At 71.0% G+C, this 19243-nt stretch carries 19 protein-coding genes; 8 read left to right on the top strand and 11 right to left on the bottom strand.

The window, feature by feature from the left end:
- Positions 1 to 6: 6 nt before the first annotated feature.
- The 3 genes from ACH41F_RS06155 to ACH41F_RS06145 form a co-directional block, all read right to left on the bottom strand.
- Positions 7 to 531: a hypothetical protein gene (locus tag ACH41F_RS06155; RefSeq protein WP_398833379.1), complete on the bottom strand. Its 525-nt coding sequence runs from the start codon at positions 529 to 531 to the stop codon at positions 7 to 9.
- 212 nt (positions 532 to 743) lie between these two features.
- Complete coding sequence (locus tag ACH41F_RS06150; RefSeq protein WP_398833377.1) at positions 744 to 1904, bottom strand: aromatic acid exporter family protein; 1161 nt, start codon at positions 1902 to 1904, stop codon at positions 744 to 746.
- A 112-nt stretch (positions 1905 to 2016) separates the two neighbouring features.
- The gene (locus ACH41F_RS06145) at positions 2017 to 2517 is read right to left on the bottom strand and encodes a PaaI family thioesterase (protein WP_398833374.1); all 501 of its coding nucleotides are present in this window, start codon (positions 2515 to 2517) and stop codon (positions 2017 to 2019) included.
- Between the two features lie 93 nt (positions 2518 to 2610).
- On the opposite strand from ACH41F_RS06145, the gene ACH41F_RS06140 reads away from it, so the two are divergent.
- Positions 2611 to 3078, top strand: coding sequence for a winged helix-turn-helix transcriptional regulator (locus ACH41F_RS06140; RefSeq protein WP_391232130.1), 468 nt, complete (start codon positions 2611 to 2613; stop codon positions 3076 to 3078).
- Between the two features lie 262 nt (positions 3079 to 3340).
- Here ACH41F_RS06140 and ACH41F_RS06135 read toward each other — a convergent pair whose 3' ends face one another.
- Positions 3341 to 3988 (bottom strand): hypothetical protein, encoded by a 648-nt coding sequence (locus ACH41F_RS06135; protein WP_391232131.1) that lies wholly within the window; start codon positions 3986 to 3988, stop codon positions 3341 to 3343.
- 303 nt (positions 3989 to 4291) lie between these two features.
- Here ACH41F_RS06135 and ACH41F_RS06130 point away from each other — a divergent pair, with 303 nt between their 5' ends.
- Positions 4292 to 4687 carry an FhaA domain-containing protein gene (locus ACH41F_RS06130; protein ID WP_391232132.1) on the top strand — a complete coding sequence of 132 codons (396 nt, stop codon included), beginning with the start codon at positions 4292 to 4294 and terminating at the stop codon, positions 4685 to 4687.
- Positions 4688 to 4923: 236 nt separating this feature from the next.
- Positions 4924 to 5796, top strand: a complete 873-nt coding sequence (locus ACH41F_RS06125) for an alpha/beta fold hydrolase (protein ID WP_398833370.1) — start codon at positions 4924 to 4926, stop codon at positions 5794 to 5796.
- Positions 5797 to 6168: 372 nt separating this feature from the next.
- Here the strand turns inward: ACH41F_RS06125 and ACH41F_RS06120 are convergent, their stop codons facing one another.
- Entirely contained in the window at positions 6169 to 6603 is a 435-nt protein-coding gene (locus ACH41F_RS06120; RefSeq protein ID WP_391232135.1) for a MarR family transcriptional regulator, read from the bottom strand.
- A 176-nt stretch (positions 6604 to 6779) separates the two neighbouring features.
- Here ACH41F_RS06120 and eno point away from each other — a divergent pair, with 176 nt between their 5' ends.
- The gene (gene eno, locus ACH41F_RS06115; protein ID WP_391232136.1) at positions 6780 to 8087 is read left to right on the top strand and encodes a phosphopyruvate hydratase; all 1308 of its coding nucleotides are present in this window, start codon (positions 6780 to 6782) and stop codon (positions 8085 to 8087) included.
- 88 nt (positions 8088 to 8175) lie between these two features.
- Here the strand turns inward: eno and ACH41F_RS06110 are convergent, their stop codons facing one another.
- The 3 genes from ACH41F_RS06110 to ACH41F_RS06100 form a co-directional block, all read right to left on the bottom strand.
- Positions 8176 to 8991 (bottom strand): SAM-dependent methyltransferase, encoded by an 816-nt coding sequence (locus ACH41F_RS06110; protein ID WP_391232137.1) that lies wholly within the window; start codon positions 8989 to 8991, stop codon positions 8176 to 8178.
- Positions 8992 to 9169: 178 nt separating this feature from the next.
- Entirely contained in the window at positions 9170 to 10852 is a 1683-nt protein-coding gene (locus tag ACH41F_RS06105; RefSeq protein WP_398833367.1) for a hypothetical protein, read from the bottom strand.
- Between the two features lie 22 nt (positions 10853 to 10874).
- Positions 10875 to 11573 (bottom strand): NPCBM/NEW2 domain-containing protein, encoded by a 699-nt coding sequence (locus tag ACH41F_RS06100; RefSeq protein WP_398833364.1) that lies wholly within the window; start codon positions 11571 to 11573, stop codon positions 10875 to 10877.
- Positions 11574 to 12100: 527 nt separating this feature from the next.
- Here ACH41F_RS06100 and rox point away from each other — a divergent pair.
- Positions 12101 to 13573: a rifampin monooxygenase gene (gene rox, locus ACH41F_RS06095; protein ID WP_398833362.1), complete on the top strand. Its 1473-nt coding sequence runs from the start codon at positions 12101 to 12103 to the stop codon at positions 13571 to 13573.
- A gap of 115 nt (positions 13574 to 13688) precedes the next feature.
- Here the strand turns inward: rox and ACH41F_RS06090 are convergent, their stop codons facing one another.
- Positions 13689 to 15068, bottom strand: a complete 1380-nt coding sequence (locus tag ACH41F_RS06090) for a permease prefix domain 1-containing protein (RefSeq protein WP_398833359.1) — start codon at positions 15066 to 15068, stop codon at positions 13689 to 13691.
- Positions 15065 to 15439, bottom strand: a complete 375-nt coding sequence (locus ACH41F_RS06085; RefSeq protein WP_391232142.1) for a helix-turn-helix transcriptional regulator — start codon at positions 15437 to 15439, stop codon at positions 15065 to 15067. Before ACH41F_RS06085 ends, ACH41F_RS06090 begins: the two co-directional genes overlap by 4 nt.
- A 116-nt stretch (positions 15440 to 15555) precedes the next feature.
- Between ACH41F_RS06085 and ACH41F_RS06080 the strand changes: the two genes are divergently transcribed.
- A complete protein-coding gene (locus ACH41F_RS06080) occupies positions 15556 to 15984 on the top strand; it encodes an OsmC family protein (protein ID WP_391232143.1) in 429 nt (142 codons plus the stop codon).
- A 25-nt stretch (positions 15985 to 16009) separates the two neighbouring features.
- On the opposite strand, the gene ACH41F_RS06075 is transcribed toward ACH41F_RS06080, so the two are convergent.
- Entirely contained in the window at positions 16010 to 17149 is a 1140-nt protein-coding gene (locus ACH41F_RS06075; RefSeq protein ID WP_398833355.1) for a serine hydrolase domain-containing protein, read from the bottom strand.
- A 144-nt stretch (positions 17150 to 17293) separates the two neighbouring features.
- Here ACH41F_RS06075 and ACH41F_RS06070 point away from each other — a divergent pair, with 144 nt between their 5' ends.
- Together ACH41F_RS06070 and ACH41F_RS06065 are read left to right on the top strand one after the other, a co-directional pair.
- Positions 17294 to 17743 (top strand): hypothetical protein, encoded by a 450-nt coding sequence (locus tag ACH41F_RS06070; protein WP_398833353.1) that lies wholly within the window; start codon positions 17294 to 17296, stop codon positions 17741 to 17743.
- 183 nt (positions 17744 to 17926) lie between these two features.
- Complete coding sequence (locus ACH41F_RS06065) at positions 17927 to 19231, top strand: phytase (RefSeq protein WP_398833350.1); 1305 nt, start codon at positions 17927 to 17929, stop codon at positions 19229 to 19231.
- The last annotated feature ends 12 nt before the right edge of the window (positions 19232 to 19243 follow it).

The following is a 19243-nucleotide window of genomic DNA, read 5'->3' as shown; positions in this document are numbered from 1 at the left end:
GGTGGCTCAGCGGGCCGCGGAGAGCAGCGGGGAGAGGGCCCTCGCGTGCAGGGCGTCCAGGGTCTTGATCTGCTGCTCGGCCCTCGCCAGCAGCTGTTCGAGCCGGTCGGCGTCCAGACGTGAGTCCTGGGCGGACGCGGAGAGCAGGGTGTGCCACAGCGAGGCCTTGGCCTGCACCCCCAGCCGCAGGGTCTCGACCTCGAGCAGCAGGGAGAGGCCGGAACGGCGCAGCAGCCGCCCGTTGGGCTTCAGTCGGCCCACCTTCTCGACCAGCCACGCGCCGTACTGCTTGTACCGCCTGGCGGGCACGTCCAGGTCCGCCAGGAGACGCAACAGGGCGCGACGGTCCCGGGCGATCTCCGCCGCCAGGTTCTCCAGGTCGGCGCGGTACGCCGACGACCGGTGCTCCTGGGCCATGCGCTCGGCGAGCGCGGCTCCGGCCGTCGCACCGGCCAGGTGATCGTTGAGATAGATGCCGAGTTTCCGTTGCCGCGACTGGCCGTCGCGCGGGTCCCGCCCCTGCTCGCTCATGGTCGGCCTCACTGGTGTGTGGTCAGGTGTTGACGATCGTCATGCCGACCGGTTCCACGGTCATCGGGGCAGGACCGTGCGCTGTCACAAGCGGCGCGCTGCCGGTGCCCGGCGTGCGTGCCCTGCCCGTACGTCACCTCTTCGTCCGGCGTCCGAGTACCCCCGGCCGCCTCCTCTCACTCCGGGCCCTCCGTCTGGGGAAGCCGCCCTGGTCAGCTGTCCCGGCTGACCAGTTGGTCGGCCAGGCGGCGTGCCTGGGTGAGCAGGGTGCCGTACGTCTCCAGCGCCTCGGGATCGGCGGGGACCGCCCCGGGCAGCCGCTGCCGCAGGTCCTCCAGCGTGCCGAGCAGGTCCTCGACGGTCTCGCGCAGCTCGTGCTCCGCGCGCTCGTCGTGTCCGTCCGGGGCGAACCGGGTCCGGGTGTAGAGGCAGATGGCGCGGGCGGTGGTGTGCAGGAACTCCGCGTAGGGCTTGGTGAGTCGGGGGCCCGGGCGGGGTTTCTTGCGGTCGTCGTGACAGGCTTCGAGCATCAGGCGGGTGACGCCGGTGATGTGCACGGCCACGTAGTCCAGGACGGTGACGGCGTCGTCGTAGTCCTGGCCGGGCGGGGACACCATGCGGCTGCGGCGCCGGGGGTTGGCGCGCAGGCTCTCCCGGCCCCAGTCGACGGCGGCCCGGGCCTGGTGGACCAGCCGGTACAGCCGTAGTGCCTGTTCGTGCAGCTCGTCCGCCCCGTGGGGGTCCCAGTCGTCGGAGGTCAGCCGGTCGGCCGTGCGGTCGAGGATCTCGCGTGCCTCCTCGGCCGCGTCCTCCAGTGCGGCGCGGGTGCTGCGCAGATACACCGGGGGCCGGATCAGCGCGTTGACCGCGATGCCCACGAGCGCGCCGAAGACGGCCTCCGCGACGCGCGCCGTCGACGAGGCGATCGTGACGGGTCCGCCGGTGAGGACGAACAGGGCGCCCGTGGCCGCGTAGATCCCCTGGCTGCCCAGACGGCGCCAGTTGCCCAGCAGCACCACGGTCGGCAGTACCAGTGCCATGGCCGTGATCGAGGAGTTGAGCAGCAGCGCGACGCAGGTGGCCACCACCGTGCCGGTGGCGATGGCCGCGAGCTGCTGGAGGCCGTGTGCGATGGACCGGTACACGGTCGACTCCACCAGCAGGATCGCCACCCAGGGCGCGACGAACGCCATGGGGGCCTGCAACCACCAGCCCGCCACCAGCCATGCCACCCACGCGGCCAGGGCCGCCTTGAGCGCCTGCACCACCAGATCCCGTTCGCGACCCGGCTCGGTCCACGCCCGACGGACGGCCGTCCGGGCCGCCCCGACCTGTCGCCGGACGTACTGGACCGCGCCTCGTATCCCTTGCATGCCAGGTCAAGTGCCACACCTGCCGCAATCAATGCGGCCCTGCCCGCTCGACCTTGATCCCGGCGCGGGATCGCGGGGGAGGGGGCGTGTGCGTGCGGGGGTGGTCGGGACCTCAGGCGGCCCCGGGCGGCAGCGGGAAGAGCAGGCACGAGCTGGTCGCGTGGGCCAGCAGCCGGTCCTCGGCATCGACCAGGGTGGCCTCGGCGAGGGCTGTGGTGCGGCCGCGGTGGACTACGGTGCCGATGGCGCGGACGGGGCCGGTGTCCACCGTGACGCGCTTGAGGAACTTCACGTTCAGGTCGAGCGAGGTGTAGCCCATCCCGGCCGGGAGCGTGGACTGCACGGCGCATCCGGCCGCCGAGTCCAGGAGGGTGGCGTAGACGCCGCCGTGGACGCTGCCGATCGGGTTGTAGTGCTCCTCGCCCGGGACGAGGGAGAAGACGGCACGGCCCTCCTCGACCTCGTCGAGCGTGAAGTCGAGGGTGGCGCCGATGGGCGGGGCCGGGAGCCGGGCTCCTTGGACATCGCGCAGGAAGTCCAGGCCGGAGGAGCGGCCCACCGCGGCGGCCGTGACCGCGGGGTCGTCCCAGGTGTACGTCCGTGTGCGTCCCATGTCCCCGCGTCCTCCCTGCTGACTTCGTCGACCGAAGCTAGCCCGGCGTGCAGCTGACTGTCAATGACGAAGCCAGGTCGCTACCATGACCGGATGGAGTGGGTCGAGCTCAGCACCGACAACTGCCCCGTCCAGCGCACGCTCGACGTGGTGGGGGAGAAGTGGAGCCTGCTGATCGTGCGGGACGCGGCCAACGGCGTCCGCCGGTTCGACGAGTTCCGCCGCCACATCGGCCTGTCGGAGGCGGTCCTGAGCGACCGGCTCCGCAAGCTGACCGATGCGGGCATCCTGCGGACCGTGCCGTACCAGGAGCCCGGCAGTCGGTCCCGCAAGGAGTACCGGCTGACCCGCAAGGGGTGGGACCTGTGGCCGGTGCTCGTCGCACTGCGCCAGTGGGGCGAGACGCACGACCCCGACCCCGACGGCTCGGTCCTGGACCTCCGCCACGCCGAGTGCGGATCACCGGTCCGCGCCGTCGTCGCGTGCGAGCGCGAGGGCGTGGCCCTGACGCCCCGGGATGTGACCGTCCGGCCCGGCCCGGCGGCCCGGCCGCGGGTCTGAGGGGGCGCGGAGCGACGGCGGTGGCCGACCGCCAGGAGGGTGCGGGTTGCCGCGGATCACGGCACCGGCCGGACTGCGCCACAACGCCTGGGGCGTGCACAGCGTGCCCGCCGTGGTGAGCGTCACCCAGGCCACCGAGAGCGACGCCGTCCACAGTCCTGAGGGCGCTCACCGAGGAAGCCGACCCGCCCCTGCACATGGACGGCGCCCGCCGGTGCCCCTCCCACGGCGTCCAACGGGCGCCTGCCCAGGGCCGCGCAGCTCAGTTCCCTTCGTCGAGCGCCGCCAGTTCCAGTGCTCTGGTCATGGCGGGCCGGTCCAGGACCCGCCAGTCGGGATCCTTGACCAGGGACAGCAGGAGGTCGGGCGTCAGCTGGTAGGTCTCGGCGTGGTTCAGCAGTGTCTCGGCGTCATGGGCGGGCATGGTCCCGTGGTCCTCGTCGGCGATCGTTCTGAGGACGTCCGCGGTGTCGACGAAACGGCTCATACCGCAGTCGAGCCCGTCGTCGTGAAGGGTCGCCGGGTAGGGGGCGCGTGCCCAGGAACCGTTCTCGTACCAGTAGACGCAGCCCAGTTCGGCGCCGCTGAGCAGGTCCTCCAGCCGTTCGCGGGGCAGCCAGTCGGGGGCGCCGGCGAGCATGTCGACCGGGGGCTGGTGCCACTTCACGCCGCTCGACTCGTCCTCGCCGTAGAGCACCCAGCGTCCTTCGCCCCGGCGCTCGAAGCCCCACCACGTGCAGCCGGAGTCGTCCAGGTGGAGCCCGTGGTCGTCCACCCAGGTCCCCGTGCGGTGACGGCCTGCCTGCTCGCCCGCCGTGGTGGCCTCCAGCACGGCGATGAGCGCCCATCGCGCCCACAGCACCCGCGCCGACGGCAAGTCGCCGGGCAGCCCCGGCCGGTTGATGGTCATGCCCTGCCTCCGGGCTCCGCGTCGATCATGTTCAGGGCCCAGGCTCTCATGGACCGGATCGAACGCTTCAGCCGAAGTCGGGGGACGGGTTGGCGCGGGGCCGGGGCGGCGCCGGATGCCGTGAACCACGCAGGGCCGCAAGGGTGGATTCCTCGTGGCCGCTGCGGCCATCGGGTGAAGGAGGAGTCAGGTGCCGCGTCGCGGACACCCGCATGGGGGGCGCCGAACCACGGCCGGGTGTGGCAAGCCGGTCGGGCGCGGGTCGCGCCGCTCACCCTGACGAGGAAAGGGAAGTCGAGACTGATGGGCACGTTGACGGCATGGGAACGGACTCTGGAGCGGGTCGAAGAGGCGCTGTTGGCGCAGATCTTTCCGAAGGAACCGGTCGAACTGGTCGACGCGCTGCGGCGCGAGTGCGACAGCCAGGCCGTGGTGTGCAGTCGCAGCCGGGTCGTGGTGCCGAACGCCTACGACGTGGAACTCGCCGAACACGTCCACGACGAGCTGAGCCGGAACGGGGCCGGGGTGGGGCAGGTCCTGACCGACAGGCTGGCGCGGCACGGCGAGAAGAACGGCTACGAGTGGGCGGGGCCGTTGGTGGTGCACGTCGCCAAGTCCTGTGACCTCCCCAACCAGCGTTACCGCGTGACGAGCAGGGTCATGCCGCACGTCCGGGCCGACGGCTTCCAAGGGGGTTGAGCGCCGCCATCGTCATCCCGCCACCGGCGCCCTGCGCGCCAGCCGGACAGAGCCGCTCACGGGTGCCGGCGGTGAGCCGCAAGGCGCCTGCTACGCACGGCAGTTGCAGCCGTGCGTGTGTGACGGCAGGGGGGGCCGGGCGCGCGTAACGGCAGGTGTAGCCGTGCCGCCTGACCGTAGTCGCAGCATGTCGACGACAAGACCCGGTGTGCCGACCGGGGCCGAAGGAGGCTGACGTGTTCGAGGGGTTCGAGGAGGCGCAGGTCGACGTCGGGGAGGCGTCCGTGTTCGTGCGCCACGGTGGTGAGGGCCCGCCGGTGGTACTGCTGCACGGTCATCCCCGCACGTCCGCCACCTGGCACCGGGTCGCTCCGCGGCTGGTGGCGGCCGGGCACACGGTGGTCTGCCCGGACCTGCGCGGGTACGGGCGCTCCCGAGGCCCGGAGTTCACGGCGGATCACGAGGGCTATGCCAAGCGTGCCGTCGCCGCGGACGTGGTGGCCGTCATGCGGCACCTGGGACACCCCCGGTTCGCGCTCGTCGGGCACGACCGCGGGGGCTATGTGGCACTGCGCCTGGCGCTGGACCACCCCGAGGCCGTCTCCCGGGTGGCCCTTCTGGACTGTGTGCCCCTGACGGAGCATCTGTCCCGGATCACGGCCGAGTTCGCCACGCAGTGGTGGCACTGGTTCTTCTTCGCGCAGCCGGACATTCCCGAACGGGTCATCACCGCCGATCCCGACAGCTGGTACCGCGGCGACCCGGAGGTCATGGGGCGCGAGAACTACGACGAGTGGCGCCGGGCCACCCGGAATCCCGACGTGGTGCGGGCCATGCTGGAGGACTACCGGGCCGGCCTCACCGTCGACCGCAGGCACGAGGAGGCCGACCGGGCCGCCGGCAGGCGCGTCACCTGCCCGGCGCTGATCCTCTGGTCGCTCAAGGACGACTTGGAGGACCTCTACGGCGATCCGCTCGCGATCTGGCGCGACTGGGCCACCGACGTCCGCGGCCACGGCATCGACTCCGGGCACCATGTCGCCGAGCAGGCGCCCGAGGAACTGACCCGCGCACTCACGGACTTCCTGTCACCCGCGTCGACCCATTGAGTCAAGTTCCGTCCCCTGCGCACGAGTCCGGGTCGGCGGCGCCCGGCGGGCGGAGCCTCACGACGACCGAACGCGGCGGATCACAGCGCGGCCCCAGGCCTGGCTCGGCACCTCGACCCACCGGTAGGTCAGCACGCACAGAGGCAACAAGCCGACGAGGAACGCCACTTCGAGCTGCCCGACCCTACGCGTGCCCTCCGCACGATCTGCCAGGCCGTCGACACCCCGCTCACGCCCGCGCAACGGTCCCGCTACCTCCCGGACCGCTCCACCGCAACCGGCTGTCCTCCGGCTGGATGAGGACGCCCCGGCCGGCGGGGCGCTTTCACCGGTGCGTGACGGAGAGCGATTTCGAGGCCATGTCCGACGGCCCTACGCCGACGGCCGGCGGGTGGCGAGCCGGTCCAGGAGGGCGACGCTACGGGCCAGCAACGCCCGTTCCTCGTCGGTCAGTTCGGCCTCGATGGCCTGGGCGAGCCAACCGGCCCTGCGGCCGCGTTCCGCGTCGAGCGCGGCGCGGCCCGCGTCCGTCAGCTCGATCAGTGACTTGCGGCCGTCGGTGGGGTGCGCCCGGCGCGTGATCAGGTCCTGTTCCATCAGCAGTCCCACCGCCCGCGCCATCGACTGGGGGCGTACGCGCTGATCGGCGGCGAGGTCGCTGGTGGTCATGGCGCCGTTGCGGTCGAGCGCGCCTAGCACGGCGACCTGGCCCAGCGGGATGCGGTCCTCGTGCTTGACGCGTCGGGTGAGCTTGCCCATCGCCGTACGCAGTTCGGCGGCGATGGCGGCGGCTTCCGGGATGGGCATACGGCACTTTACCCCGCTGGTCAGCACGGCTGAGCAGCTGACCTGCGCAGCAAGACTGTACAGCACAACTGAGCAGCAGAACTGTTCAGCATTGCTGTAGGGTTTGGGTTCGTCGGGCCCAGCGCCAGCGTTGTCGCAGCCGGGGCCACGGCACACGACAACGGGAAGGACCTCCCATGTCCGCACCGGCAGCCAGGACCGTCGACACCGCCATCGAGACCGTCACCGCCCGCCGGATCATCGACAGCCGGGGCAACCCCACGGTCGAGGTCGACGTCGTCCTCGCGGACGGATCCCTGGGGCGCGCCGCCGTCCCCTCGGGCGCCTCCACCGGCGCCCGGGAGGCCGTGGAACTGCGCGACGGAGACGCGGCGCGCTGGCACGGCAAGGGCGTCGACCGCGCGGTCGCCCACGTCAACGGAGAGATCGCGGTGTCCGTGCGCGGCCGGGACGCAGCGGACCAGGCGGGACTCGACGCGGCGCTGGTCGCCCTGGACGGCACCGCCACGAAGTCCCGGCTCGGCGCCAACGCGATCCTCGGCGTCTCCCTCGCCGCGGCCAAGGCCACCGCGGCCGCCCACCGCCAGCCCCTCTACCGCTACCTCGGCGGCGCCGACGCCCACCTCCTGCCGCTGCCGATGATGAACATCGTCAACGGCGGCGCCCACGCCGACAATCCGCTGGACTTCCAGGAGTTCATGATCGCGCCCGTGGGTGCGGACACCTTCGCCGAAGCCGTTCGTATGGGCAGCGAGGTCTTCCACACCCTGCGCCGCGACCTGCTGGCCGCCGGGCACTCCACGGGCGTCGGGGACGAGGGCGGCTTCGCACCCGCGCTGCGCACCGCCGAGGAGGCGCTCGACTTCGTCATGCGTGCCATCGAGCGCACCGGCTACCGCCCCGGCACCGACATCGGCCTCGTCATGGACCCGGCGTCGTCGGAGTTCTTCCGCGACGGGGTGTACGACTACACGGGCGAGGGAGTGCGCCGTACGCCCTCCGAGCACGCCGACCACCTGGTCAAGCTCATCGACGCGTACCCCGTCGTCTCGATCGAGGACCCGATGGCGGAGAACGACCTGGAAGGCTGGCGCGAGCTGACCGCCCGCGTCGGCGACCGTTGCCAGCTCACCGGCGACGACGTCTTCTGCACCAACGAGACGCTGCTGCGGGAGGGCATCCGCACCGGCGTCGGCAACTCCGTGCTGGTCAAGGTCAACCAGATCGGGACCCTGACCGAGGCGCTGGCGGCGGTGGCCACGGCCCACCAGGCGGGCTGGACCGCCGTCATGTCACACCGCTCGGGCGAGACGGAGGACACCACCATCGCGGACTTGGCGGTGGCCACCGGCTGCGGTCAGATCAAGACCGGTTCGCTCTCCCGCTCCGACCGCACGGCGAAGTACAACCAACTGATCCGCATCGAGGAGGAGTTGGGCGACGCGGCGCGCTTCGCGGGCCGAGCTGCGCTGCGCCGGGCGTGAACCCGGGGCAGCGATAGGCGCCGAGCGGGCCCCCGGAACCGATCGGGGCCCGCTCGGATGCGTCCTGCTGGGACGAGTCGGCCGCCGCCTACGGCTTGCGGGCCAGACCGCCGTGCTCGGCGATGACCTTCGGAGCCTCCGAACCGGGCTCCGGACGCCACTGGGTCACCGGGACCACGCCCGGCTCGACCAGCTCCAGACCGTCGAAGTACGCGGTGATCTCGTCGACGGTACGCAGGTTGTACGGCACCGCGCCGCTGTTGTTGTAGGCGTCTTGCGCCTCCTCGAAGACCGGGTCGATGCCGCGGGAGCCGTCGTTGACGGAGAGGTAACTCCCCGACGGGAGCGCCGCCATGAGCCGGGTGACGATGGAGCGGGCCTGCTCGTGGTCGGCGACATGCCCGAGGATGTTGCTGAGGATGAGCGCGGTGGGCTTCTGGAAGTCCAGCGTCTTCGCGGCGGCGGCGAGGATGCGGTCCGGGTCCGTGACATCGGCGTCGATGTAGGCGGTCGCGCCCTCGCGGGTGGAGTAGAGCAGGGCGCGGGCGTGGGCCAGGACCATGGGGTCGTTGTCGACGTAGACGATCCGGGCCTCGGGGGCGATCTGCTGGGCGACCTCATGGGTGTTCTGGGCCGTCGGAAGACCGGTTCCGACGTCGAGGAACTGCCGGATCCCCGCCTCGGACACCAGATACGTGATGTTGCGGCGCAGGAAGGCGCGGCTGCTGCGGGCGATGGTGACGATGCCGGGGAAGACGGCGGTGTACGCGTCACCGGCCCCCTCGTCGACGGGGTAGTTGTCCTTGCCGCCGAGCCAGTAGTTCCAGATGCGGGCGGAGTGCGGCACCGACGTGTCGATCTTCTGGTGCTCCGCTGGTTCGGGCGTCGTCACAGGGTCAGTCATGGGTCGCGTCAGTCTCTCAGCCGAAGTGTGGATCATCCATGGCACAACTTACGTCCGAACACCCGTTTAGCACCCGCCCGTTCCGGGTTTTGCCCACCCGGAAATTGGGGAAGAGGCTTCCCCTTGACGTCGGACCTCTGATGACCTCTGACGTCTGACCTCTGATCCCTGATCGCGTTCAGCCGTTCCACTCCCAGGTCCGTACGAGGCCGGTGCCGCTGACGGCCGCCAGCAGGTTGCCGTCGGGATGAAGGGCGAAGTCCTGGTAGCGGCCTGCCTGTTCGAGATGGCGGATCTCGGGACGGTGGGTCACCTCGGACAGCAGGCCCCGCCGAAGCCACAGCACCTTCCCCTCGTCGGTGCAGATCAGGCGCATGCCCTGAGCCCCCAGGGCGTCGACGCTCTCGCTTCTGCTGAACTGCCGGTGCAGGACGATGGAACGATCGGCCGTCCGCCAGACCCGCAGTTCACGGAAGGTGGCGCACGCGACGTACTTCCCGGACGGTGCGACGCTCAGCGCACAGCCCGGTTTGAGGATCTCCAGCCGGTTGCGGATGTCGAGGGGGACGGGATCGGCGCCGAGCCGGTGGACGTGGACCTTGTTCGAGGTGGCCAGGGCGACGACACCGCCGTCGGCGCTCATCGCGGATGCCGCGAGGCCCCGGGCACAGGGCACTTCGCGCAGGACCCGGCCGTCGCCGAAGTCCCGTACGGCCAGGCGGTGGCCGTCATGGGTCGCCAGAACGGTGCCGCCGCTGGTGACCAGGAACTCGTCGCGGCCCAGGGGTACGGAACGCCGTCGGTGTTCCCCGGTCATGCCCTCGAAGTGGACGAGTTCCAGGCTCGACGGGCGGGCGATGGCGACGCTGTGGCGGGACGGGGAGGCGATGGCCTGGTGGCCCAGGCGCAGCTCGGCTCCGCCCGGGGCGCCGGGCACCGCCTCGCCCGACTTCAGATCCCACCGCTCGATCGAGCCGTCCCCGCCGATGACGACCGCCGTGTGCTCCGGCCCGAAACCGATGGTCGCCTGACCGCCGGTGTGCCGCGTCCGACGTAACTCGCCCACCGAGCCGCCCAGTCCCTGCCGGCGGCCCGGGGGAGCGGACAGCTTGGACAGCACCTCGAAGGTGAAGGCCGCGGCGCACCGGGAGGCGGCGGGCTGCCAGACGTCGTCGTTGTCCTCGCCCTTGTCGGACAGCAGGTCGGAGATCCCGCGGACGACCAGCGCACCGACGCCCGCGTTGACGTACGCGGCCTGAAGGAAGCCGTGTCCCTCCATCTCCACCGCGAGCGCGTCCCCGCAGTGGCGGGCGAGCAGCCGGGCGGTCGCGGAGCGCTCACTGGCGACCACCTTCGAACCGGCGGCGAGGGGTTTGACGTAGGCCCGCGGGGTGCGGTCGGGCAGGGGGGCCCTGATGCGGTCGCGCCAGGTCTCCGCGCGGGCGACCGACTGGGCGCGCTGGACGAGGGCGAAGGTCGACAGGTGGGTGGTGAAACGGGCCTGGAAACCCTCCTCCTCGTCCTTGCCCCGTTCGTAGTCGTAGATGTGCCGGGCCGCGACGACGTCGCACAGCTTCACGTCCTTGAGGCCTCCGGCGATGCCCACGAAGAAGATGTGGTGGGGCTCGAACTCCGCCACGGCCCGTTCGACCAGGGCTGCCGCGGCGGCGCTTCCCTCTCCCGTTTCATGGCAGGCCACCCGCCACGTGGCGTGGTCGCCGGTGAACGTGCCGAGTTCGAACAGGGCGCCGCGGACCTCGTGTTCGGTGAGCGGTCCTTCGAGGTGGTCCAGCACCGCGGCCGACTCCTTGCCGAGGGCGGTGAAGATCACGACGTCCGCTCCGGGCGTCTTGGGCCTCATGGGATCTGCCTCCTTCGGCTGTTCAGGACAGCGTGGCATCACCCAGACCGCCGTAGAAGTACCAGCCGTCCTCGTCGCCCGACTTCGTCATCACGCAGGCGATCTCGACCTGGTCCTGGTCGGTGACGTCGACCGATAGCTCGGTGACCTTGCTGGACTTGATGGTGGCGTCCTCGCCGATCTGGCTTCCGGCCGCGTCGGTGACCTTGATCGTCCCCACCGAGCCGATCGCGTTGGGAGAGTCGGCCACGATGGCGGCGTGCGCCTGGAGTCGGGTGTATCCGCTGGTGCTGTAGACGACGCTGGTGCCGCTGCTGCTGCAGGTGAGCGTGATGCTCTTGGCGTAGTGCTCCCCGTGGACGGTGATGGGCTGGACGCTCCGGTCCCCCTCCACGGGTTCGAGGTCCGCCAGGTAGACCTTGGAGGCGTTCTCGGGTGAGCTCGGGTCGGGCGTCGTCGGATCGTCGCTCGGCGGCTCCGTCTCGTCCTTCTCGTTCTTGGGGTCCACGACGGTTTCGGGTGTCGCGGTGATCGTCGCCGTGACGGTGGCGCTCGGCGTGGGGGCGTCGGACTGCACCACCGTGACCCTGCCGCCGAAGAACCCGGCCGCGACGGTGGCCAGGCAGACCGCCAGGACCTCCACCCAGCGGGGGATGACACCCCAGCGGAGCCGACGACGCCGTTCTCCCTTGTCGTTGTCCGTCTTCTTGGTGAGATCCATGTCGGCCCCCCGAATGTCCGTGCTCTCCGGGCCGGGGACCGGTCGTCCGCCGTCGGCCGCCGACGCACGGCCGAGCGGCCGTGCCGGCACTCGAGCGATGAGATGACTGATGACTGAAGAGATGGCTGATGAGCGATGAGATGACTGATGGGCGATGCCGTGCCGATGCCACGCCAGGTCGTCTGGGAGCGACGCCTGTTCTTCCCCCTCACGGCTGCCACAACAGTAGGGACCCTGCACAGCGACAACAGCGAAGTTGCCGACTCGCCTACGAGCGCTCGGGACATTCAAGGGGCGTGCGCTCACAGCGCACGCCCCGACGTGCACCCTTGGGTTCGGGGAAAACGGATGGACGGGGTGCGGCTCGGGCTTGTAGCTTGCACGGGACCGAGACACCGCCCGAGGAGGTGAGACCCATGAACGCTGTATCGATGTGGGTGCTCCCCCTTTCCGTCGCGGTCGGGCGACTGACGTAGGTGTCGCCGGGAGCGCCTCACCCACAAGGCACTCCCGAAAGGCAACACCTCATGGACTCTTCGCAGTTCACCACCGAGCCGCTGTCGGACGACACCGCGGTGTTCGACGTGATCATCGCCGGCTGCGGGCCGACCGGCGCGGTGCTGGCCGCCGAACTACGGCTGCACGGCGTGCGGGTACTCGTGGTGGAGAAGGAGACCGAACCCGCCTCCTTCGTCCGGATCGTCGCTCTGCACATCCGCAGCATCGAGTTGATGGCGATGCGCGGGCTGCTGGACCGAATCCGCGCCCACGCACGGCAGCGTCCGGCCGCCGGATTCTTCGCCGCCATCACCAAGCCCGTGCCCCCGGGCCTGGATTCCGCCCATGCCTATCTGCTGGGCATCCCGCAGCCGGTCGTCGTGCGCCTGCTCGAAGAGCACGCGGTCCACCTCGGCGCCCAGGTGCGGCGAGGCTGCGCGGTGACCGAGGTCGAGCAGGACGACGAGGGGGTGACCGTCGGGCTGGCCGACGGACAACGGCTGCGTGCGCGCTATCTCGTCGGCTGCGACGGCGCGCGCAGCACGGTCCGCAAGGCGCTCGGCGTCGCCTTCCCCGGCGTGCCCTCGCAGACCGAGACGCTGATGGGCGAGATGGAAGTGGGCGTGCCGCAGCAGGAGATCGCCGCCAAGGTGGCCGAGATCCAGGAGACCCACAAGCGCTTCTGGCTGAGGCCCTTCGGCGAAGGGGTCTACAGCGTCGTGGTCCCGACGGCGGGGGTCAGCGATCGCAAGGAGCCGCCCACGATCGAGGAGTTCAAGCAGCAGTTGTACGCCGTCGCCGGAACCGATTTCGGGGTCCACTCCCCGCGCTGGCTGTCCCGTTTCGGGGACGCCACCCGGCTGGCCGAGCACTACCGGGTCGGGAGGGTGCTGCTGGCGGGCGACGCGGCGCACATCCACCCGCCCATCGGCGGCCAGGGCCTGAACCTGGGCGTCCAGGACGCGTTCAACCTCGGCTGGAAGCTGGCCGCGCAGGTCCGTGGCTGGGCTCCGGAAGCCCTTCTGGACACCTACCAGGGCGAACGCCGGCCCGTCGCCGCGGACGTACTGGACAACACCCGCGCCCAGATGGCACTGCTGTCCCCGGAACCGGGCCCGCAGGCCGTGCGCCGGCTGCTCAGCGAGCTGATGGACCTCGACGAGGTGAACCGCCGTCTCACCGAGAAGATCACCGCGACCGCCATCCGCTACGACCTCGGTGAGGGCCCCGACCTGCTCGGCCGCCGCCTGCCCGACCTCGAGGTGAAACAGGGCCGCCTCTACGATCTGCTGCACGGCGGGCGCGGCCTGCTGCTGGACCGCACCGAACGCCTGAGCGTCGGCGGCTGGGCGGACCGCGTCGATCACCTCGCGGATCCCACGGCAGCACTCGACGCGCCGTGCGTCCTGCTCCGGCCCGACGGGCATGTCGCCTGGGTCGGCGAGGACCAGCGGGACCTGAACGACCACCTCGCCCGCTGGTTCGGCCGACCCGCCCACTGACACCGCTGAGCGGGTCGCGATACGGGCGTCCGCGCGTTCGACCGACGACCACCGTTGGTCGAACGCGCGGACACCCGCGGCACCTCGGTGCCTCACGACTCTCCGGAGGGCGGGCTCAGAGGTAGTCGAACAGCGGGGGAAAGACCAGGGCCACGATCCAGGCCCAGGCGGCGTACACCGGCAGATAGCCGGTCTGCCACTGTTCGAGCCGCGCGAACGGCGTGCGTCGGCGGACGAAGTCCAGCAACAGCCGTGCGGACCAGGCGAGGTTGGCCAGCAGGATGACGTTCTCGCCCAGTGCCGCCGCCTTGTTGGGCGTGGTGCCGTACTCGCTGATGCGCCCGGTGATCTCCACCAGCACCAGGACGTCGATGGCCAGGGCGCATACGACCAGGACGAGTTGCAGCTTGTCGAAGACGCTCGGCGGCGCGAGCGGATCGCGGGCGGAGATCGAGTAGAGCAGCAGTCCCAGGACCACGGCCAGGAGGACGTCGAAGAGGATCAGCGCCTCGCGTTCCAGGTCGATGCCGGCGCTGGTCCAGCCGACGGTGACGAGGAAGGCCAGCAGTACCGCGGCGATGAGGGGCGTGAACAGCCGTGCCAGTACCGGCGCCATGTTCTCGACGACGCTCTGCTTGGCCTCCACGAGCCAGCCTGCCACCACGACCGCGGCCACCCCGCCGCAGGGCAGCAGCCAGTGCACGACGAAGGCCTCCGGCACGATCCCGATGGCCTTGAAGATCCCGAACACGAACGGGATCAGGAGGCCGCCGCCGATGCCGATGAGCGCCATGTAGACGACCCACTCACCGGTGAAGCGGACGAAGTCCATACGCCGTCGGGCGGCGCGCACCTCGTCGGCCACATAGGCGAGGCCGACCACGAACCACAGGGCGATGGGCAGATGGATGCCGGTCAGGACGATCGACTGGGAATCCTCGGCGAGGGGGTACACGTTGGCCGCCACGGCACCGAGCGCGAACAGGGCCACCAGCGCGCCGACGACCGGCGGTGCGGCGCGTCGACGCCAGGCCAGGAGGGCGGCCAGCCAGGGCAGGGCGAACAGGGCGAGGTTGCGTGCGTAGAACGCGGCGTCGTGCTCGAGGTCGAGGCCGAACAGCGCGGGCACCTTGATCGACACGGCGGCGCCCGCCGCGCAGAGGGCGACGGGGAGGAGGTCGTGCCGCCGTCCGCGGGCGGTGCCCGTCTCCGGGCCGTCGGTGTCGGCGCTGAGCACCAGTTGCTTCCACAGCCGTTCGGAGTGCTCGCGGGCGAACTCCCGGGACAGCTCGTCCAGTCCGCCCATGCGTTTGACGGCGACCAGGAAGGCCTCGTCGGCGCGCAGACCGACCCCGAGGAGCTCGTCGACCGAGTCCCGCAGATGGTCCTCCAACTCCTCGGCGTCGGACTGCCGTAGCTCCGGGCGGTGCCGCACATAGGAACGCCACTGCGCGAACTGCGTCTCCAGACCCTGCTGTTCGTCCGTGGGGCTCATGCCGGGCCCTCCAGCGGATTCGCCGCCCACGTCCGCAGATCGCCCGGACCGAGCCAGACCTTTCTGAGTGCGTCCACGACGGTGTCCCACTGGCGGCGCTGCTCGGCGAGCTCGGCCAGACCGCTGTCGGTGACGCGGTAGTACTTGCGCCGGCGCTCGCCGGTCACCGACTGCCAGCTCGACTCCACGTGCCCGAGCCGCTCCAGCCGGTGCAGCAGCGGGTAGAGCAGGCCCTCGGTCCAGTCCAGCTCACCGCCGGACAGTTGGTTGATCCGCCTGAGGATGGCGTAGCCGTAGCTCTCGCCCTCGGCCAGGATGCCCAGCACCATCGGTGTCGCCGACGCGGCGACGAGGTCTTTGGTGACCTTCATCTATCGCCCCTATACCTAGAACTGCGATGCATTCTAGCTCTAGGTATCACATCAGGACAGACTCAAGGGCCGTTTCGGCCGTGCGGCGCGGGTGGTGCGGCGTTAGTGTCTGCGCCATGACAGATGAGTCCCTGCGCTCCGTCACCGTCGAGCGAACCGCCACCGGCCACTTCACCGCGACGAACGCGCGCGGCGGCACGATCAGCTTCGGCACCGGCGGGGACACCGCCTTCACCCCCGTGGAACTGCTGCTCGCCGCACTCGGCGGCTGCACCGCGGTCGACGTCGACATCGCGACGAGCCGACACGCGGAGCCCTCGACCTTCTCCATCGCGGTGACCGGCCACAAAATCGAGGACGACCTCGGCAACCGGCTGACCGACCTCGCGCTCGTCTTCTCCGTCACCTTCCCGGACGGCGAGGGCGCGGAGCGCGCGCGAGCCATCCTCCCCAGGGCGGTCAAGACCTCCCACGACCGGCTCTGCACGGTCAGCCGCACCGTCGAGATCGGCACACCGGTCACCGCGACCGTCGAGGAGGCCTGACCTGCCGGCCACCGAGCCGGCCGCGTCAGGCGGGGGTACGCCGCACGCGTTCCGCGATGCGCCGGGTCAGCTCCACATGATCGTCCTCGAGGTTCCACTTCCCTTTCCGGGAGGCGTGATTGCTCGCCCAGAACACCAGGGTCGCGTCGCGGCGGAACCGCGCGAGCGTCGCCAGCGACCAGTCGTTGCCGCCGTCGTGCCAGACGAACCGGTCGTCCCCTGCGCCCACGACGACCCAGCCGTAGCCGTAGGCACCGTCCAGTTCGGGTATCCGCACATGCGGCGCGAACAACTTGCGCTGCGCGGCGTCGGACAGGACGGTCCCGCCGGTGAGGGCGCGGTGCCAGTGGAACATGTCGCGGGCGGTGGAGAGCATCCCGCCGTTGCCGCGCAGATTCCAGTACGGTCCGTCGGGAGCCCACGGGTGGTCCATCGGCCGCCCCTGTGCGCGCCCGTCCTCGTCGTACTCGACGGCGACCTGCGCCCGCTTCCAGTCGGGCAGCACATAGCCGGTACGGGTCATCCCGGCGGGCCGGAACAGGTGCTGGGCGAGAAAGCGCTCGTAGCTCTGCCCGGAGACCTTCTCGACGATCACGGCGAGCAGGCTGTAGCCGAGGTTGGAGTAGTGGAACTCCTTGCCGGCGCCCGGCCGTAGCGGGACCCTCATCGCCTGGGCCAGCAACTCCGCGCGGGACAGCGGCTCGTAGTCGTCGCCGAGCGACTGGGGCAGGCCGGAGGTGTGGGTGAGGAGCTGATGCAGGGTGAGGGACCTCTTGTCCTCGGGGACGCGCCCGAGGTACCTGCCGATCGGGTCGCCGACCCGGAGCCGGCCGTCCATCTCCAGCTTCAGGATCGCCGCGGCCGTGAACTGCTTCGTGATCGACATGACGTCGTACACCGTGTCGCAGGCCGCGGGCGTCCTCGCCGCCTGGTCGGACAGTCCGCGTCCCGCGCAGTGCGTGAGCTCGCCCCCTCGGGCCGTGACGACGGTGATGCCAGGCCCCTTGGGAAGTGCCTCGTCGAGGTAGCGGTCGACGGCCGGGTCGACCGGGTCCGGCCGCGCCGAGACCACCGGCTCCTTCTCACCTCCGGTCACGGGAGGGACGTCCGAGCACCCGACGAGGACGAGCACGAGCAACAGCACGAGGGAACCGAGGCGCGCCACGTAGGCCTCCCACACAACGACGACAGATGTGAGGCCGAGGCTGACCGCCCCGTGCGAGCCCCTTCAACACGGGAGCTGTGCGAGGTTGTGCGAGTTCTTGAACACGCAGGTCAGCGACGCACACCGAACCGGAGGGACGCCCCTGTGACGCCACCGCCCGAGCCGAACCCCACCGCCGGGGAGGCCGCGTTCATGGCCGAGTTGCGCCGCCTCAAGGCCTGGTCGGGCCTCAGTTACCGGGAGTTGGAGCGCGCGGCGGCCGCGGCGGGGGAGGTGCTGCCGTACTCGACCGCTGCGACGATGCTGCGGCGCGATCGCCTGCCCCGCGAAACCGTTCTCGTCGCCTTCGTCGTCGCGTGCGGCCTCGGCGCCGAGGCCGTCCGGCCATGGGTGGCCGTCCGCCGGGAACTCGTGATGGGGCCCGTACCCGCACCGGCCCCTCAACCGACCGTCCCGGTACGCCGATCGCCTCTGCGGCTCGCCCTGGTCACAGCGGCGGCGGCCGTCGCGGTCCTGGCCGGTGCGGGCGCGTCGGCGATCGGCGCGGTGTCCGTGCAGGAGGAGCAGACGGTGGAGGACGTACGGCACCCCTGAAGATCCATCCCCGCCGCGCCCCTGCCGCTCCACCGGGTTGGGGCGGGTGGCCTTCCGGCCAACTTCCGCTGACGTACTGCCGTACTCCCCGTGGCTGATGGACAGTTGACGGCCTTCTGTGCGCAAACTTCCGCCCGCAGGATCTGCATGTCCTTCGCACCCTCGACGGTAAGGAAGCGCCCTGTGACAACGACGTATCGCAGCGCACGAAGAGCGGCGGCCCTCGCCGCGCTGGCCACCCTGCTCGCCGTGTCCCCGGTCTCGGCGGCGGACCTGCCCACGGTGACCGCGCGAAGCGAGACCGCCCCGCTCCACGACGACGAGGCCGGCGGAAACTCCGACGCCGACGACCCGGCGATCTGGCGCGATGCCGCACACCCCGGACGCAGCCTCGTCGTGGCCACGGCGAAGGAAGGCGGGCTGCGCGTCTACGACTTGGACGCCCGCCTCGTGCAGTCGCTGCCCGCCCCGAAGCCGCCCGCCGAGGACGACGCCCCGGGCCGCTTCAACAACGTCGACGTCGTCTCCGGACTGCGCACCTCGACCGGACGCGCCGACATCGCCGTGGTGAGTGACCGGGGCAACGACCGTCTGCGGATCTACCGCATCGACCCCACCCGCCCCGGCGGCCCGCTCACCGACGTCACCGACCCGGCCGCCGCGCCCGTCTTCTCCGCCGACCAGGCCGAGATCAACGACCAGCGCACCGCATACGGCCTGACCACCTGGAAGGACGCGACCACGGGACGCTCGTACGCCCTGGTCAGCCGCCGCGAACGCACCCGGCTCGCCCTGCTCGAACTCGTCCCCGCCACCGGCGGGACCATCGGCTACCGCCCGGTGCGCACCCTCGACCTGCCGTCCTCCTTCCGCCTGCCGAACGGCACCTCCTGGACCCCCTGCCTGGAGCCCGGCGAACTTCCGCAGGTCGAGGGCATGGTCGTCGACCCGGCCACCGGCACGCTCTACGCCGGTCAGGAGGACGTGGGCATCTGGCGGCTGCGCGCCGACCTCACCGGAAAGCCGGTCCTGGTGGACAAGGTCAAGGAGTACGGCGTTCCGGGGACCTACGACGAGGAGAGCGAGGAGTGCTCGCCGGGCGCGGACCCCGGCTACGGCGGCAGCCATCTCTCGGCCGACGTCGAGGGACTGACGCTCTATCAGGAGCGCGACGGAGACGGCTACTTGCTTGCCTCCAGTCAGGGCGACAACACCTTCGCCCTGTACGACCGCGAGGTGAGCGAGGACAACGAGTACGAGGGCGGCTTCCGGATCGGCGCGGCCTCGTCGACCCTCGACAGCGTGGAGGAGTGCGACGGAGCGGCCGTCCTCAACGCCCCTCTGGGCGACCGCTATCCGCGCGGCCTGCTCGTGGTCCAGGACGGCCGGGACACACCCGAGGTGCCCGACGGTGAGGGCGGCACGCGCACGGCGACCGGCTTCAAGTTCGTCGACCTCGGCACGGTCGTGGACGCCACCGACATGTGATTTCCCACGGCC

This window comes from Streptomyces sp. NPDC020489 (assembly GCF_044386545.1).
In the GTDB taxonomy this organism is placed as follows: Bacteria; Actinomycetota; Actinomycetes; order Streptomycetales; family Streptomycetaceae; genus Streptomyces.
The sequence above is the reverse complement of the archived record's forward strand: the minus strand, read 5'-3'. Positions and strand labels throughout refer to the sequence as shown.